The sequence below is a fragment of the Enterobacter kobei genome (assembly GCF_001729765.1).
Classification (GTDB): Bacteria; Pseudomonadota; Gammaproteobacteria; order Enterobacterales; family Enterobacteriaceae; genus Enterobacter; species Enterobacter kobei.
Window position 1 is genome coordinate 394,803 of the sequence record NZ_CP017181.1, and the last position, 16,006, is coordinate 410,808.

General features: G+C 55.8%; 15 protein-coding genes. 4 read left to right on the forward strand and 11 right to left on the reverse strand.

Annotated features, from left to right (window positions below; genetic code table 11):
* Positions 1–7: 7 nt before the first annotated feature.
* Positions 8–832: an AraC family transcriptional regulator gene (locus tag BFV64_RS01920; RefSeq protein ID WP_023331867.1), complete on the reverse strand. Its 825-nt coding sequence runs from the start codon at positions 830–832 to the stop codon at positions 8–10.
* An 80-nt stretch (positions 833–912) separates the two neighbouring features.
* Positions 913–1,761, reverse strand: coding sequence for an SDR family oxidoreductase (locus BFV64_RS01925; protein WP_069601630.1), 849 nt, complete (start codon positions 1,759–1,761; stop codon positions 913–915).
* 84 nt (positions 1,762–1,845) lie between these two features.
* Between BFV64_RS01925 and BFV64_RS01930 the strand changes: the two genes are divergently transcribed.
* A complete protein-coding gene (locus BFV64_RS01930; protein WP_023331869.1) occupies positions 1,846–2,232 on the forward strand; it encodes a winged helix-turn-helix transcriptional regulator in 387 nt (128 codons plus the stop codon).
* 77 nt (positions 2,233–2,309) lie between these two features.
* Here the strand turns inward: BFV64_RS01930 and BFV64_RS01935 are convergent, their stop codons facing one another.
* Positions 2,310–4,259, reverse strand: coding sequence for a bifunctional 2',3'-cyclic-nucleotide 2'-phosphodiesterase/3'-nucleotidase (locus BFV64_RS01935; RefSeq protein WP_069601631.1), 1,950 nt, complete (start codon positions 4,257–4,259; stop codon positions 2,310–2,312).
* A gap of 190 nt (positions 4,260–4,449) precedes the next feature.
* Here BFV64_RS01935 and cysQ point away from each other — a divergent pair, with 190 nt between their 5' ends.
* A complete protein-coding gene (gene cysQ / locus BFV64_RS01940) occupies positions 4,450–5,190 on the forward strand; it encodes a 3'(2'),5'-bisphosphate nucleotidase CysQ (protein WP_014882255.1) in 741 nt (246 codons plus the stop codon).
* Here cysQ and BFV64_RS01945 read toward each other — a convergent pair.
* Entirely contained in the window at positions 5,184–5,741 is a 558-nt protein-coding gene (locus BFV64_RS01945) for a YtfJ family protein (RefSeq protein WP_014882256.1), read from the reverse strand. The two genes, cysQ and BFV64_RS01945, sit on opposite strands and share 7 nt — an antisense overlap.
* Positions 5,742–6,065: 324 nt before the next feature.
* Here BFV64_RS01945 and BFV64_RS01950 point away from each other — a divergent pair, with 324 nt between their 5' ends.
* Positions 6,066–6,272: a DUF1107 domain-containing protein gene (locus tag BFV64_RS01950; RefSeq protein WP_003856054.1), complete on the forward strand. Its 207-nt coding sequence runs from the start codon at positions 6,066–6,068 to the stop codon at positions 6,270–6,272.
* Positions 6,273–6,335: 63 nt separating this feature from the next.
* Here BFV64_RS01950 and paeA read toward each other — a convergent pair whose 3' ends face one another.
* From paeA to BFV64_RS01980, 6 genes are all read right to left on the reverse strand, one after another.
* A complete protein-coding gene (gene paeA / locus BFV64_RS01955) occupies positions 6,336–7,673 on the reverse strand; it encodes a polyamine export protein PaeA (RefSeq protein ID WP_069601632.1) in 1,338 nt (445 codons plus the stop codon).
* A gap of 195 nt (positions 7,674–7,868) precedes the next feature.
* Positions 7,869–9,416, reverse strand: a complete 1,548-nt coding sequence (locus tag BFV64_RS01960; protein WP_069601633.1) for an MFS transporter — start codon at positions 9,414–9,416, stop codon at positions 7,869–7,871.
* Positions 9,417–9,495: 79 nt separating this feature from the next.
* A complete protein-coding gene (locus BFV64_RS01965) occupies positions 9,496–10,515 on the reverse strand; it encodes a Gfo/Idh/MocA family protein (protein WP_069601634.1) in 1,020 nt (339 codons plus the stop codon).
* Positions 10,516–10,527: 12 nt separating this feature from the next.
* Entirely contained in the window at positions 10,528–11,595 is a 1,068-nt protein-coding gene (locus tag BFV64_RS01970; RefSeq protein ID WP_069601635.1) for a Gfo/Idh/MocA family protein, read from the reverse strand.
* Positions 11,596–11,606: 11 nt separating this feature from the next.
* The gene (locus BFV64_RS01975; RefSeq protein WP_069601636.1) at positions 11,607–12,776 is read right to left on the reverse strand and encodes a Gfo/Idh/MocA family protein; all 1,170 of its coding nucleotides are present in this window, start codon (positions 12,774–12,776) and stop codon (positions 11,607–11,609) included.
* Between the two features lie 15 nt (positions 12,777–12,791).
* Positions 12,792–13,943 carry a Gfo/Idh/MocA family protein gene (locus tag BFV64_RS01980; RefSeq protein ID WP_047624567.1) on the reverse strand — a complete coding sequence of 384 codons (1,152 nt, stop codon included), beginning with the start codon at positions 13,941–13,943 and terminating at the stop codon, positions 12,792–12,794.
* A gap of 193 nt (positions 13,944–14,136) precedes the next feature.
* Here BFV64_RS01980 and BFV64_RS01985 point away from each other — a divergent pair, with 193 nt between their 5' ends.
* A complete protein-coding gene (locus tag BFV64_RS01985) occupies positions 14,137–15,195 on the forward strand; it encodes a LacI family DNA-binding transcriptional regulator (protein WP_059372258.1) in 1,059 nt (352 codons plus the stop codon).
* On the opposite strand, the gene msrA is transcribed toward BFV64_RS01985, so the two are convergent.
* On the reverse strand, positions 15,196–15,837 hold the full coding sequence (gene msrA, locus BFV64_RS01990) for a peptide-methionine (S)-S-oxide reductase MsrA (RefSeq protein ID WP_023336688.1): 642 nt from the start codon (positions 15,835–15,837) through the stop codon (positions 15,196–15,198).
* Positions 15,838–16,006: the final 169 nt, after the last annotated feature.

Sequence of the window (16,006 nt, forward strand, 5' to 3'; positions counted from 1 at the left end):
TTGCGCATTAGCGCCGGGTGACCTGCTTCTGGTAGCGCACGGGCGTAATGCCGTAGCGGCGGGTAAATGCCCGGGTCAAATGTGACTGGTCGGTCAGCCCGGTCGCCGCAGCGACCTCAGCTGCGGGCATGCCGTGGGTGAGGAACGCTTTGGCGCGCCACAGGCGGATAGCCATCAGCATCTGGTGCGGCGTAACGTGGAAATGGGCTTTGAACTGGCGCTGAAAATGATACGGACTGAGCGAAACGACGTTGGCCAGCTCATCCAGCGTCAGGGAGTGCATATAGTTGTCATGCAGATACTCGCGCACACGTTCGAAGCGGTGCGCACCTTCCTGAACCACCGGTGCGTGATGGGCCAGGGGCTGAAAGGTCTCAATCAGATCCAGCAATAATCCTTTTTGCGCCAGCGGATCGTCCGTATGCCACAGGCCGTAGATGAGCCTGCCGATTTGCTGCGAGCGCTGGGGGTCAAAACGGGTCACCTCGCTGAACCACCAGTGCCGGAGGCCGGTTACCTCTTCCAGCAGGTCAGGTTCGATGTAAACCATCCGGTAGCGCCAGCCGCCTTCGGTGGCGGATTCCCCGGTGTGGATCTCGTCCGGGTTCATGGTAACGACGGATTTCTCCGGCGCGAGATGCTGGGTACCGCGATAGCGAAAGCGTTCGGCACCGGTTTCAATCGTGCCGATCCCGAAGGCTTCATGGGTGTGAGGCTCAAAGGCGTAGCGGGATATATGCGCGTGATAGAGTTCGATGCCCGGCACCTGCGCCAGATGGCGAAAGCGCGCGCTGTCTCTCTCATCAATGAACTGTTCCGGTACGCCTTGCACGTTGAGCCTCCTCGTGGTCATCGCTTCATTATCAGAGATGACCCGAGGGGATGCCACAAAAAATAACCAATCTGTAACAATTACAGAATGGCTTTAATGCTCTCCGCCAGCGGTGTGGTCGGGCGGCCGATCAGTGTGCTCAGGGTATGGCTGTCGTCAAACAGGCCGCCTTTGGATGCACCCACGTCGGAGTCCGCGAGCATATCCGCCAGCCCCGCAGGCAGACCCACCCCCTTCAGCGCGGCGGCAAAATCGGCTTCGCTGAGATTCTGATAGGTCACCGGCTTCCCGCTCTGTTTGCTGAGTTCAGCCGCCAGCTCGCTCAGCGTCCAGCCGTGGTCGCCAGCCAGTTCATATACCTTGCCAGCATGACCCTCTTCAGCGATCACTTTGGCGGCGGCGGCGGCGTAGTCTGCACGGGTTGCAGAGGCAATTTTGCCTTCGCCTGCCGCACCTATAAACACGCCATGCTCAATCGCCGGTGGCGCGCTTGCCAGATAGTTTTCGGTATACCAGCCATTGCGCAGCAGGGTATAAGGAATGCCGGACGCCGCCAGCGCTTTCTCCGTCTCGACGTGTTCAACGTGCAGGCCCAGCGGGGAGCGATCCGCATGCAGCAGGCTGGTGTAGGCGATGAATTTCACGCCAGCGGCTTTGGCGGCGTTGATGACGTTCTGATGTTGGGTTGCACGCTGGCCGACTTCGCTGGAGGAGATCAGCAGCAGCTTATCCACGCCGCTCAGCGCGGCGGTGAAGGCGGCTTCGCTCGTGTAATCCGCCTGACGAACCACAATTCCCTGCTGGCTTAAGGCGTCGGCTTTCGCCGGGTTACGGACAATGGCGACAATCTTGTTTGCAGGAACCGTTTTCAGCAGTTCTTCAATAACGTATTGGCCAAGCTGGCCGGTAGCGCCGGTAATCGCAATCATGATGAATCTCCTTCGTGTTTGTCTGGTGTTATGGCACACTAGCACCATAGCTAACTTTTAGTAAGTACGTACAAAAAGGTAAGTATGAAAACAACGATACCGACACTCAGCGAACAAATGCGCGATGGCAACCTCTTTGCGGAACAGTGTCCTTCCCGGGAGGTGCTCAAACACGTTACCAGCCGCTGGGGCGTGCTGATTCTGCTGGCCCTGCGTCAGGGAACGCATCGCTTCAGCGATCTGCGCCGCAAAATGGGCGGGGTAAGCGAAAAGATGCTGTCCCAGTCGCTTCAGGCGCTGGAGCAGGACGGGTTTGTCGATCGCGTGTCATATCCGGTTGTGCCGCCGCACGTAGAGTATAGCCTGACGCCGATGGGGATTGAGGTCAGTGAGAAAGTGGCTGCGCTGGCGGACTGGATTGAGGTGAATACGCCGAAGGTGATGGCAAACCGGGACGATCGGGCGGCGTGACATGCCGGGTGGCGGCTTCGCCTTACCCGGCCTACCCGATCTCGTAGGTCGGGTAAGCGAAGCGCCACCCGACACAATCACCGCGACTTGCTTAGGTCTACCTGATAAATCGCGAAGCCAATATCATCGGTCGCCACCTTCTTCATCGGATACTGCGCCTTATCCTTAATGAACGCGGCGGCCTTATCGGACGGTGACGTTTCAAAGCGGATATCCAGTTTCGTATCGCTGTGGATCGGTGCCAGGCGCCAGTTGTTATCCACGGCCGGGTGAATTTCGCCCGCCTTCTTCGACTCAGCACTGATCCACGCTGCCAGTACCGAGCGGTTTTCGTCCGGTGAAGCAAAGGCGATGTGGTTATCTCCCGTACCGGCAAACTTACCGCCATAGGCGCGGTAGTTATTGGTTACCACCAGGAAGGTGGCATTCGGATCGATCGTCTTACCGTTGAAGGTCAGGTTTTTGATGCGCTCGGCCTGCGGGTTAATGGCCTGGCACTCGCCGTCATATTTTGCGGGTTGGGTAACGTCAATCTGATAATTCACGCCATCGATCACGTCAAAGTTATAGGTTCGGAAGCCATCCCAGTTAATCAGCGACTGCGGTTTACTGCTCTTCGGATCGATCTGGTTAAACTGTCCGGCAGAGCACTCCAGCCATTCCTTCACTTCTTTACCCGTCGCTTTCACCACCACCAGCGTGTTCGGATAGAGATAGAGATCGGCGGCGTTACGGAACGTCAGCTGGCCTTTCTCAACTTCGACATAGCTTGCCGGGTCGTTCTTACGCCCGCCAACTTTGAATGGCGCAGCGGCAGACAGCACCGGCAGTTTTGCCAGATCCGGATCGCCCTGAACAAAGTGTTCGGCATAGGCCTTCTGCGCCATGTTGACGACCTGAACGGTTGGGTCATCCTGCACCAGCGCCAGGAAGCTATACATATTATCGGCGGATTGGCCGATCGGCTTGCTGACGAATTCGCGGGTGGCGTCGTGATCGTGCTTCAGCACGTCGACCAGTTTTTTATCTTCAGCGGCCAGTGATTTTTTAGCCGCAGCGTCGTAAATCGGACGCGCCTCTGCTTTTGACTGAGTGACCTTCCAGCTGCCGCCGTCGTTATTGAGTACCAGATCCACCACCCCAAGGTGGTCGCCCCACATGCCCGGCATCACCGACGGCACGCCATTGAGCGTCCCTTTCTCGATGTCTGCGCCCTTAATGCTGGCAAAGTCCTTACCCGGGAAGACCGCGTGGGCGTGGCCGAACAGGATCGCATCGACGCCCGGGACTTCACTCAGATAATAAACGGAGTTTTCCGCCATGGCCTGATACGGGTCGGCGGAGAGTCCCGAGTGCGCAACCACCACCACCAGATCGGCCCCTTTTTCGCGCATTTCCGGCACGTATTTGCGCGCAGTTTCGGTAATATCGTTAACGGTCACTTTACCGTCGAGGTTGGCTTTATCCCAGGTCATGATTTGCGGCGGCACGAAGCCGATATAGCCGATTTTAAGCGTCTGTTTTTTACCGTCCTGATCGACAACCTCGGTCTCTTTAATCAGATAGGGGGTAAAGAGCGGCTTCTGCGTCTTAACGTCGATGATGTTGGCGTTAACGTAGGGGAATTTTGCGCCAGCCAGCGCATCGTGCAGGTACTTCAGGCCGTAGTTAAATTCGTGGTTGCCCAGGTTGCCGACGGCATAATCCAGCGTATTCATCGCCTTATAAACGGGATGGATCTCGCCTTTCTTTAGACCCTTCGCGGCCATGTAATCCCCGAGTGGACTACCCTGAATAAGATCGCCGTTGTCCACCAGCACGCTATTTTTCACTTCACCCCGCGCGGCATCGATCAAACTTGCCGTGCGGACCAGACCGAATTTTTCGGTAGGGGTATCTTTGTAGTAATCGAAGTCCATTATGTTGCTGTGCAGATCGGTCGTTTCCAGAATACGCAGATCTACCGTCGCCGCCTGCACGCTCGCTGCAATCAGCGTCGCCAGAAGCGTTGCACTAAACTTAATCATCAGAGGAGTCCTTTTTTCGATCCATGCCACAAAAGAGTATGTATCTATAGCGTGTTGCTTACAGAAATGTGAATCCTGACAGAAAAAAGCGTACTGAAACCGGAATTGCTTCACAGATAGCGGAATTGTTCACATTACGATATAACTAAAACAATGAGTTAACCTCACTGCGTTAACAAAGAGGTGGAGAATGCTAGATAAAATTTGTCAACTCGCACGGGATGCGGGGGATGCCATCATGCAAGTGTATGACGGTGCAAAACCGATGGAGGTCGTCAGTAAAGCGGACGACTCCCCGGTCACGGCGGCGGATATCGCTGCGCATAAGGTCATTATGAACGGTTTACAGGCGCTGACGCCGGACATCCCCGTTCTGTCTGAAGAAGCGCCGCAGAGCTGGGATGAACGCCAGCACTGGCAGCGCTACTGGCTGGTCGATCCGCTGGACGGTACCAAAGAGTTCATCAAGCGCAACGGGGAGTTCACCGTTAATATCGCCCTGATTGAAAAGGGAAAGGCGGTGCTCGGCGTGGTTTACGCCCCGGTGATGAAGGTGATGTACAGCGCGGCGGAAGGTAAAGCCTGGAAGGAGGAGTGCGGCGTTCGTAAGCAGATCCAGGTGCGCGATGCGCGCCCACCGCTGGTGGTGATTAGCCGCTCGCACAGCGACAGTGAACTGCAGGAGTACCTGCAGCAGCTGGGGGAACACCAGACGACGTCGATTGGTTCATCGCTGAAATTCTGCCTGGTGGCGGAAGGACAGGCGCAGCTTTATCCGCGCTTTGGGCCGACTAACGTCTGGGATACGGCGGCAGGGCACGCGGTTGCTGCGGCCGCCGGGGCGCATGTTCATGACTGGCAGGGCAAGCCGCTGGACTATACCCCGCGTGAATCCTTCCTCAACCCCGGCTTCCGCGTCTCGATTTATTGAGCCAACAGCTTGTGCAGCAGGGCGACGACCTGCTGCACCTCTTCCTGGGTCAACGCGCCGTCTTTCACCCACTGGACGCGACCTTCCTTATCCAGCACGATAATCGCGGAACTCTCTTCCTCCAGCTGCCAGGCCTTACGGGTGACTCCGTTGCTGTCGACGATAAACTGCGACCACGGATAGAGCTTCTTATTACTCTCAAGGCTTGAACGCACAAACATCCCGGAGCCGGGAATCGCGTCATCGGTGTTCACAATCGTGGTGGTCTGGTAGCGATCGTGCGGGAATTTTGCGGCCTTGATCGCTTCCACCAGGTTGGCATTTTTCTCTTTTGCAGATGTACGACCGGCAATATGTTGTACAACTCTCACTTTGCCTGCGAGCTGCGCGCTATTCCAGGCTTTATAGCTAAACTTATCATTGTCGAGAATCAATTCTCCCCGGTCAGCAATGCCGACTGGCGGGACACGTTGTCCTTTTTCAATGTTGTGAGCGCAAGCCCACAGGGGCAGCAGCAGACAAGCTGCTGCAAGGATGTTACGTAGGGTCATGGCGTTTCCTTATTGTTTGCAGGTGATCCGACCACTTGGTCTTACGCTTTTAATCATAAGTGCGATCAATGTGGTTTTCCCGCAATCCCAATGCCAGTTTGCGGGTGAACGCACATATCCATGAAAAAACGACGGCTTATACTGCTCTCAGTCACGCTTTGCAAAGATTATTCTGAATAATTGTAATCAAACGGTAAATAAACTTATGCACACTGGGTAACACCGTAGTTCTGGTCTATAGTCATTGGGCATCAAAATTTGCGCTCAGGACAGTCGGGCCGATTGTGGCACCGCAAGAGCGTATGATTCGCAGGAGATACAAGAATGAAAATTTTCCAACGCTACAACCCGCTTCAAGTGGCGAAGTACGTGAAGATCCTGTTCCGTGGACGGTTGTACATCAAGGATGTTGGCGCTTTTGAATTTGATAAGGGCAAGATCCTTATCCCAAAAGTGAAGGACAAACAGCACCTGTCTGTGATGTCCGAAGTCAACCGTCAGGTTATGCGTCTGCAAACTGAGATGGCTTAACCAACGTGCTATGCAGTAGTTAAAAAGACGGCTCCCAATGGGAGCCGTTGATGTATATGGGTCTTACGCCGACACTTTCTCTTCTGCGTCAGGCATCCGCGGCACCAGCACGGTCGGTTTGTTGTCGATGCGCGTCACCAGCAGCTGGTCGATGCGGTAGTTATCAATGTCCACCACCTCAAACTTGTAGCCGGAGAACTTCACCGAATCGGTACGTTTCGGGATTTTGCGCAGCATAAACATCATAAAGCCGCCGATGGTTTCGTAATTACCGGACTGCGGGAACTCGTCGATGTCCAGCACGCGCATGACGTCTTCAATCGGTGTACCGCCATCAATCAGCCACGAGTTATCGTCACGCTGAACAATCTGCTCCTCCAGCCCCTGGCCCACCAGGTCGCCCATCAGCGTGGTCATCACGTCGTTCAGCGTAATGATCCCCACCACCAGCGCGTATTCGTTCATGATGACGGCGAAGTCTTCCCCGGCGGTTTTGAAACTTTCCAGCGCTTCCGAGAGCGTCAGGGTGTCTGGCACGATCAGGGTGTTGCGGATCTGCACGCCGCTGTTGAGCGCCAGGCTCTGGTTTGCCAGCACGCGGTTGAGCAGGTCTTTGGAGTCGACGTAACCGATGATGTGGTCGATATCTTCATTACAGACCAGGAACTTAGAGTGCGGATGCTGTGCCACTTTGTTCTTCAGGCTCTGCTCATCCTCATGCAAATCGAACCAGATAATGCTTTCACGGCCCGTCATGGAAGAGGGCACGGTACGGGATTCCAGTTCGAATACGTTCTCAATGAGTTCGTGTTCCTGCTTACGCAGCACCCCGGCCAGCGCGCCAGCTTCCACCACCGCATAGATGTCGTCAGAGGTGATGTCGTCTTTACGCACCATGGGCAGCTTGAAGATGCGGAAAATCACGTTTGCCAGGCCGTTGAAGAACCATACCAGCGGACGGAACACGAACAGGCAGAAGCGCATCGGGTTGATGATACGCAAAGCCACAGCTTCTGGCGCAATCATACCGATGCGTTTCGGGGTCAGGTCAGCGAAGAGGATGAACATGCCGGTAACCAGCGTGAAGGAGAGAATAAAGCTCAACTGCTCGGCCAGTTCGGCGGACATGTACTGCACAAACAGGCTGTAAAACGCCGGCGAAAACGCTGCATCGCCCACGATACCGCCGAGAATGGCGACCGCGTTCAGGCCAATCTGCACCACGGTGAAGAAGGTGCCGGGGTTCTCCTGCATTTTGAGAATGCGGGAGGCGTTGATGTTGCCTTCATCAGCAAGCAGCTTCAGTTTGATTTTACGGGAGGCGGCCAGCGAAATCTCCGATATCGAGAAAAATGCACTGACGGCAATCAGAAAAAGTATTACTAAAATACTGTTTAACATAGTTTATCCGGCTTCTCGCCAGATCCTCAGAAGGGGAATTGATACCATTTGTGTGAAAACACGTAGAACGTCAGCCCGTAGCGTTGAGCTGATTATTTCAGCGGGTAGTATAGCGTAAAGAGATGTAAATCTGCCAGAGGTCACATTTTGGCATAAAAACAGACCGGACAGTGGAGTGCTGCCCGGTCTGCGCGGTTATTTCACGGGAGATAAATGGGCGCTTCCCACCGTCTGTCGTGTGGCGTCGCCTCCCCACACCTGGTCATACTCGTATCCGGTTAACTGCTTGATGATCACCCGAGTCCTGGCGTCGCAATCGCGGTAATCTCCGCCAAGTTTCCGCCGGGCAATCTCCTTGAGAAGCAACTTATGCGTCTCGCGGGTGAGCTTAAACTTATAGGTAGTGAAGAAACTCACCGCCAGAAGCACCGCGGTGGCGAAAATCATCAGGCCGATAATGGCCCCCAGCGCGCTTTCCGGTTGTGCGCCACTGCCTTTCACGAAACCGGACTCCTGCAGCACCAGACCAATAATCATGATGGCAATAGCCACGGTACTTTTGCGGGTCAGGACCATCACACCGGCAAAAATCCCTTCGCGGCGCTGCTGCGTCACCATCTCGTCGATATCCGGAATGAAGCTGTAGATATTCCACGGAATGTAGTAAAGGCCGGAGCGGGCGGCACCCAGCAAGATAAAGACCGCCGAGAACAGCAGCGTCGGCACCTGCGTTTCGGTAAGGTAGACCGTAAACAGGAATACCAGCACGCAGAAAATACAGCCGTAGGAGAGGCGGAGCGCGGCGGAAGGAGTCACATTCAGCCGGTTCAGCAACAGCATAAACCCGTACGTGCCCGGCACCGAGGCGAAGGCCGCAATGCTCAGCCAGCCAGATACCGCCGCCGCATCCTGGCTCAGGCAATACACGACATAATAGGTAAAGACCGAACCGAATACGTCCATCGCCGTAAACGAAAAGATATAAATAATGATATGCAGCCGGAACGCGCGAATGCGGAATGAAGAAAAGAGATCCAGAACCAGATATTTCAGGTGATTGAGTATCCCGCTGCTGCGCTGGTTATCCACTTTAAAATCGGACTCCTGCTGCACATCTTTGGCTTCCCAGGTGGTGTACCAGGTAATAAATACCGCAATGCAAAATACGCAGGAAAATATCAGCCCGGTAAGGGTATAGGTTAACGGATTATCTTTACCCGTGAACTGCATAATGACGCCAGGGACGGAAACCGCAAGAACCCCCCCGAGCTGAGAGCAGATCATGCGCACGCCGGAAAGGCGGCTACGCTCTTCATAGCGGTTTGTCATTTCCGCTGCCAGCGTTTCCCACGGGACCAGCACCATCGCCGACAGCAGTTCAATCGAGAGATAGGTGCCCAGATAGTACCAGTAGCCCATGTCCGTCATCCACAGCACGGCATACAAAAACATGAGCGGTGAGCTGAGTAATAAAAAGAAGCGGCGGCGGCCAAATTTACGTCCGAGCCAGGTATCACCGAAATTATCGGTGACGTATCCCATAATGGGGCTGAGGAGTGCGTCAATAACGCGGGCAATGGCGAATATTGAACCCGCTTCAATCACTGAAAGTCCGCAATAGGTGGTGTAAAAAAAGAGCAGCCAGGTGCCGATAATGGCAAAAGCGCCCCCGCCAAACAGATCGGTTACGCCGTAGCCAAGCGCTACGCCGTAACCAACTCTACGTTCAGTTGGTTTGACCATAATAATATCCAGTGTAGGGTAATGATTAACCTGTGTTTCAGGTCGTTTTTTTATTTACTGCTGGACGACACATTACGTTCTAATTATTGATATCTATCCATTTTCTTAATTGAGATGAGCGATAAAGGGCCTCCACAAGGGTGAGTGATTTCCCGGCAGCATGGATATCGGTGTAGTCCGTTTCCGGGTGATGAATGGCATGATAAAAACGGCGGATCGCCTGCTGGTGTCCCAGCCCCCAGTAGCTTTTGACCGAGCCGTCAGGAGAATCATCGGTTGCCAGCTTGCGACGTTCGCCCGGGGTAATGCGCCAGAGCACGTTGTCATTGAGCAGCAGCGAACCCCGTTCGCAATGGATCTCAAGCCAGAGGGGGGAATCCGTGGTATTGCAGTTGCTGGCATAAAACAGGCCACGCGCGCCGTTAGCAAAGTGCAGCGTCGCCATTGCGCTGTCCTCCCCTTCGGTTACGTCCGCCAGCTCACCGCTCTCCACCACGCCTTTCAGGCGCGTGACCCCGCCGGCGAACCACTGCATCAGGTCGAGGGTATGGATCGCCTGGTTGATCAGCAGACTGCCGCCTTCCGTTGCCAGCCGTCCACGCCACGGACTTTCGGTGTAATAGGCGCCCGACCGCGACCACGTCAGCACTGCTTTCATGCCGAGCATCTTCCCCAGCCCGCCCTCGCTTAACTCCTGTCGGATGCGCAGGCTGGTGGGATTGAGCCGGTTCTGATAGCAAACGCCGAGCAGGCCCGGCGCCTGCTCGACGGCCTGGACGATATCGCCGAATTCACTGCTGTTCATCCCCACCGGTTTTTCGCAGAACACATGCTTCCCGGCGGCGAGCGCCGCCAGAATCATACGTTTATGCTCGAAATGCGGCGTACAGATATGGACCACGTCGATGGCATCATCCAGCAGCATTTCCCGGTAATCCTGATAAAAACGGCACTGATAGGCCATCGCCAGCGTCAGTCCTTTAACGCTGTCGATGTCCACCAGCGCGCGCAGCGCGACGTTGGGGATCTGGCGTAATGCATTCACATGGCAGCGGTGAATCGCGCCGGCACCGATAACCGCTGTGTTCAGGATCGTCATCGTTGCCTCCCGTTATGCCGTCGCGTTGGCCAGCATCTGAGCCTTCACGCAAAGCTCCGCCGCCTTGAAGGCGTGCGCCTGCGTCATGGCGTTTTCGGTCCGGTGCAGGCAGTCGAGGATCAGTTCACCAAAGAACGGGAACCCGACCTGCCCGGCGACGGGATAACGGAATTCTCCCTCCTTGTTCACCAGGTAAACCACATCCTGCTCGCCGCGGGTTAAATCGACATATTTGCGGATTTCGATATAGCCTTCGGTGCCGAGCAGGGTCAGACGACCGTCGCCCCACGTTGAAAGCCCGTCCGGCGTAAACCAGTCGCAGCGGAAATAGCCGCTGGCACCGTTTTCCCCTTTCAGCATCGCGTCGCCGAAATCTTCGAAGGCGGGATACTGCGGGTGTTTAACGTTGCGAACCTGGCTTGCCACCACCGAGGCGTCGCTGTTGCCGGTATAAAAAAGGAACTGCTCAATCTGATGGCTCCCGATATCGCAGAGAATGCCGCCGAAGTCGCGACGATCGTAGAACCACTCCGGACGACCAGTCCCTTCCCGATGTGGACCGGTTCCCAGGGTTTGCACGACGCGGCCAATCGCGCCCTGCTGCACCAGTTGTCCGGCAAAGACCGCGCTCTCTACGTGCAGACGCTCGCTGTAATACACCGCGTATTTCTTCCCGGTTTGCGCCACCATTGCTTTGGCATCGGCCAGCTGTTCAAGGGTGGTGAGCGGCGCTTTATCCGTGAAATAGTCCTTACCCGCGGCCATCGCTTTCAGCCCCAGTGCACAGCGCCCGGACGGGATGGCGGCACCCGCCACCAGGCGCACCTCGTCGTCGTTGAGTATCACGTCCAGCGACGCCGCCACGTTGGCCTGCGGATATTGCTGGATGAATTTATCCACTTTCGCCGGGTCGGGGTCGTACACCCATTTCAGCGTGGCGCCGGCTTCAATCAGGCCGTTGCACATGCCGTAAATATGACCGTGGTCGAGTACGGCAGCGGCAAAAACAAATTCACCTTCCCGGACAACCGGCTGCGGTTTACCTACCGGGGCGTAGTTCATTCCGTCTTTCTTGTTCATGATGACATTCCTCAATCCAGATCTTTTCCCAGGGGGATGGCACCGACTTCGCTGAAGTTGGCCACGCTTGCGGACTTCTCATAAAAACGGGGGGCGAGGGCGTTCGTCCCGCCGGTACGGTAAAACGGGTCATCGCGCTGAATCGGCAGCGGGACGACGGTGCGGGTAATGGCTGATTTATAAATTGCGGTAATCAGTTCGAGGGAACGCTTGCCCTGCAGGCCATCCACTAACGGTGCCGTGCCGTGCTCAATGGCATAAAGCAGGTCGTTAATCTGCCCGTTGTGTAGCGTCCATTCGAGTTTGCGGGTGTCGTGAAAAACCGCGTTGAGTTGCGCTTCTCGCGGCAGATCGTGGCTTTCCTGTGGGAAGCCGTTATCGGCGCTGACGCTGGCAAAGGCCTGCCACGGCGCGGAGATACGCGCTTTATCGCCCTGAATGATGATTTTCTGATCTTCCCCATGGTGCACCACCGAGGCGGTCAGCTGCGTGAGCGCGCCGTTCGGGTATTTGAAGATCGCGGCGCTGAGGTCTTCCACCTCGGCATTGTCGTGCGCCACGTTGGTCATCATGGCCACGACCTCCGACGGGAAGCCGAGCATCCACTGGATGGCGTCGAGATGATGTACCGCGTGGTTAAGCGTGCAGCCACCTCCCTCTTTTTCCCAGGTGCCACGCCACCACAGGTCGTAATAGCAGTGTCCGCGCCACCAGAACGAATCCACCTGCGCATGGCAGATTTTCCCCGCGAGGCCGGAATCCAGCGCTGCTTTTAAGCGCCAGAAAGCATCGGTAAAGCGGTTCTGAGCGATGATTGAGAGCGTCTTACCGCTGGCCTGCTGTGCGGCGATCATCGCGTCGCACTCTTCCAGCGAGGCGGCCATCGGTTTTTCGCACAGCACATGGCACCCCGCGCGCAGGGCATCAATGCTGATCTCCGCGTGAACATAGGGCGGCGTACAGACATCGACGATGTCCACATCGGGCTCTGACGCCAGCATCTGCTGGTGGCTTGCGTACACGCGGGCATCCTTCAGGCCGTAGCGTGCTTTTTTCTCGTGGGCTTTTTCCGGGTAGATATCGACCAGCGCGACGATCCGGCAACGCTGACCAAACTGCAAATAACCCTGAATATGGTTATGCGAGATATTCCCTGTTCCCACGATAGCGACATTTAACATCGTGTTTCTCCGCTGTTACCAGGTGCCAGAGGCGTCCAGCGTGATGCTGGCGGTCTCTTTAGCCACTGAGGTGCTAATACGCTGCTGAAGCAGGCGCAGATACTGTTTCTCGTTGAGCGGCAGGTCGACCCAGTCGTCTGTCCAGGTGGAGAGGTGCATGGCGTTGGAAAGCGTAAGCCCGCGGATCCCTTCCAGACCCGGCGCAATCAGCGGCTCGCCGCGCAAAATGGCGGCAGAGAAATTGGCGGTAATAACGTGATGTTCGCTGCATTCCGGGGCGACGGGGATGGAGACCTCCCAGCATTCGGGTTCACCAAAACCGTTTTGCCAGCGGGCATTGAAGGCGGTTTCGGATTCACGTAACCGCCAGTAGCGCAGTTTCCCCTCTTCGACGACCACCTTGCCGCGGTCGCCAACGATTTCCAGGCGGTTGGTCCCCGGTGTTTCCGCGACGGTAGTGATAAACACGCCCGTCGCGCCATTGGCGTACTCCGCATAGGCGGTGACCTCGTCTTCCACTTCGATATCGCGATGTTTGCCGAACTGGCAAAACGCGCGCAGACGGACCGGCATTCCGACCAGCCACTGCCAGAGATCGAGCTGATGCGGATCCTGGTTGAGCAAGACGCCGCCGCCTTCCCCTTTCCAGGTGGCGCGCCAGCCGCCGGAGTTGTAGTAGCTCTGCGAGCGATACCAGTTGGTGATGATCCAGTTGGAGCGGCGGATCTCGCCCAGCTCGCCGCTGTCGATAAGGTCTTTTACCTTCTGATAAAGCGGGTTCGGGCGCTGGTTGTACATGATGCCAAACACCACGTCGCACTCCCGGGCGCAGGCGTTCATCTCCTGCACCTGCGCCGTGTATACCCCCGCCGGTTTTTCACACAGGGTGTGAATGCCGTTGCGCATCGCCAGCATCGACAGGCGCGGATGCTCGTAGTGCGGCGTCGCGACAATCACCGCGTCGATAAGCCCGCTCTGGATCATCTCCTGGGCGTCACTGAACACGGGGAGATTGCCGACCAGCTGGCGAATGGCCGGGTGCTTTTCCGGTGCATTATCGCAAACCGCCGTCAGGCACGCGTCGCTGACCGTACCCGCCAGTAAATAGCGCGCGTGGACCGTGCCGATATTACCTATTCCAATAATGCCAAAACGTACCTTATCCATGTCACACCTTAATTTCTGTTGAAAAGAAGTGATGACCGGAAAATAGGAAAGGCGAGCCGCAGCGACAATGTGTTTTTGTGAGAATACTCGCAAGGTGATTAAGTAATCTCCAGGCTTTCTGAAATTTGGTTTTAAAATCAAAAGGCTGTTTCTGCAAATATTTGCAAAAACTGAATGAGAGCGAGGTCACACTATGCCGGGCAGGTTAAAAATGGAGGAGATTGCGGCCCTGACGGGCTATTCCGTCAGTACGGTATCTCGGGTATTAAGCGGCAAATCGTATACCAGCGATAAAGCCCGGGAGGCGATCGTTCGTACTGCCAGAGAATTAGGCGTACTGGAGTCCATGGCGAGCGGCAGACTGTTAATTAACGGTATCGCTGTTTTTGCGCCAGAAAGAACCTTTCAGGGACGCGGCGATATTTTTTATCTGGAAGTCACAAAAGGGATTACTGAAGCCTGCGCGCGGCACAATGTGTGGGTGAGCTGCTGTGGATTAGAAGAACAGCACGCCGACGTGAAATTATTTATGGAAAAGGCCAGCCAGAAGAATATTAACGCGATAATTATTATTGGGACTGATGATTCCACCATATTTAAACTGGCGAGCACGTTAAATAAGCCCTGCGTGTTAATTAATTCCGTTGATCGGGATCGGGAGCTGGATGCCGTGTCACCCGATCACCGGGCGATTGGGTTTACCGCCATGCAGTATCTTTTTGAGCAGGGACATCGGCGTGTGCTCACGCTCACCTGCCTGCGGCGAGAAACGCTTTACGCGCGTCTGGACGGCATTAAAGAGGCGTACCGCCATTTTCACGTGGGCTTCGATCCCCAGCGTGATTTGCTCGTGACGGAGTGGTTTACCGCTGAAGAGGCTGAGCGGGCTCTGGATGCGTGGCTGATGAGCCATGATAGATCGCAGTGGCCGGAGGTGATTTTCCCGAACAGCACCAGCATGGTGGAAGGGGTGGTCAGGGCGTTAACCCGACACGGGCTGCGCGTTCCGGAAGATATTTCACTGATAACGACCGATTTTGCATGGAACCTGGCGCACCGTCTGGAAAAACCGGTCACGGGCGTGACGGTGCCCTGTCGGGAGCTGGGGATTGAAGCCGTTCACCTGCTGCAAACGCGGCTTAACCGACCGCAGGCGCCGGTCTTTAACCTGCTGTTGCAGGGAAAAGTGATGGATTACGGCTCGGTCTGTAATGCAACGCGCCACGCGGCTCGCGTGGCGCTGCAACGGTGATCAGGCCAGCTGAGGCGGCAGGCAGACGCCGATGCCTCCGATACCGCAGTAGCCGTACGGGTTTTTGTGCAGGTACTGCTGATGATCGTCCTCGGCATAGTAGAACGGTTTCGCGGTGGTGATTTCGGTTGTCACGTCACGCGTATCGCCCGCTTCCCGCATGGCCTGCTGGAAACGCTCAAGGCTGGCGCGGGCGGCAGCATCCTGCTCAGGCGTGAGCGGATAAATGGCCGAGCGGTACTGTGTGCCGTGGTCGTTGCCCTGACGCATACCCTGCGCCGGATCGTGGTTTTCCCAGAAAACCTGCAGAAGCTGCTCGTAGCGAATCACCGCAGGGTCGTACACCACGCGAACCGCTTCCGCATGGCCGGTCTCGCCGGAGCAGACTTCGCGGTAGGTTGGGTTAGGCGTGTAGCCGCCGGTGTAGCCAGCAGCGGTGCTGTATACGCCGGGCAGCTGCCAGAAGAGGCGCTCAACGCCCCAGAAGCAGCCCATGGCGAACAGGGCGATCTCCATTCCATCCGGCACGTTAGTCATCGAATGGCCATTCACGGCGTGTAAGGTCGCCACAGGCATAGGGGTATTGCGTCCCGGTAATGCATCAGCTTGTGAAACCAGATGCTTTTTGTCGAATAAACTCACGATGGGGCCTCCCGGGGTGCGATGTTTCGGTTAAGGTTGTCACGACGCGTTTAATTGAACACAATAAATACGCTGAATGAGTCTAGATTTAATCATAAGAAATATTTGGGTGTTACACCCATTTTCAACCCGTGATGTGGGTTTTTGGCTAACAGGCCGTATTTTGCCG

Excerpts from the sequence above, each read along its gene's own strand:
- BFV64_RS01925 (WP_069601630.1), bottom strand. The coding sequence starts at position 1,761 with ATGATTGCGATTACCGGCGCTACCGGCCAGCTTGGCCAATACGTTATT.
- BFV64_RS01930 (WP_023331869.1), top strand. The coding sequence starts at position 1,846 with ATGAAAACAACGATACCGACACTCAGCGAACAAATGCGCGATGGCAAC.
- BFV64_RS01935 (WP_069601631.1), bottom strand. The coding sequence starts at position 4,259 with ATGATTAAGTTTAGTGCAACGCTTCTGGCGACGCTGATTGCAGCGAGC.
- cysQ (WP_014882255.1), top strand. The coding sequence starts at position 4,450 with ATGCTAGATAAAATTTGTCAACTCGCACGGGATGCGGGGGATGCCATC.
- BFV64_RS01945 (WP_014882256.1), bottom strand. The coding sequence starts at position 5,741 with ATGACCCTACGTAACATCCTTGCAGCAGCTTGTCTGCTGCTGCCCCTG.
- BFV64_RS01950 (WP_003856054.1), top strand. The coding sequence starts at position 6,066 with ATGAAAATTTTCCAACGCTACAACCCGCTTCAAGTGGCGAAGTACGTG.
- paeA (WP_069601632.1), bottom strand. The coding sequence starts at position 7,673 with ATGTTAAACAGTATTTTAGTAATACTTTTTCTGATTGCCGTCAGTGCA.
- BFV64_RS01960 (WP_069601633.1), bottom strand. The coding sequence starts at position 9,416 with ATGGTCAAACCAACTGAACGTAGAGTTGGTTACGGCGTAGCGCTTGGC.
- BFV64_RS01965 (WP_069601634.1), bottom strand. The coding sequence starts at position 10,515 with ATGACGATCCTGAACACAGCGGTTATCGGTGCCGGCGCGATTCACCGC.
- BFV64_RS01970 (WP_069601635.1), bottom strand. The coding sequence starts at position 11,595 with ATGAACAAGAAAGACGGAATGAACTACGCCCCGGTAGGTAAACCGCAG.
- BFV64_RS01975 (WP_069601636.1), bottom strand. The coding sequence starts at position 12,776 with ATGTTAAATGTCGCTATCGTGGGAACAGGGAATATCTCGCATAACCAT.
- BFV64_RS01980 (WP_047624567.1), bottom strand. The coding sequence starts at position 13,943 with ATGGATAAGGTACGTTTTGGCATTATTGGAATAGGTAATATCGGCACG.
- BFV64_RS01985 (WP_059372258.1), top strand. The coding sequence starts at position 14,137 with ATGCCGGGCAGGTTAAAAATGGAGGAGATTGCGGCCCTGACGGGCTAT.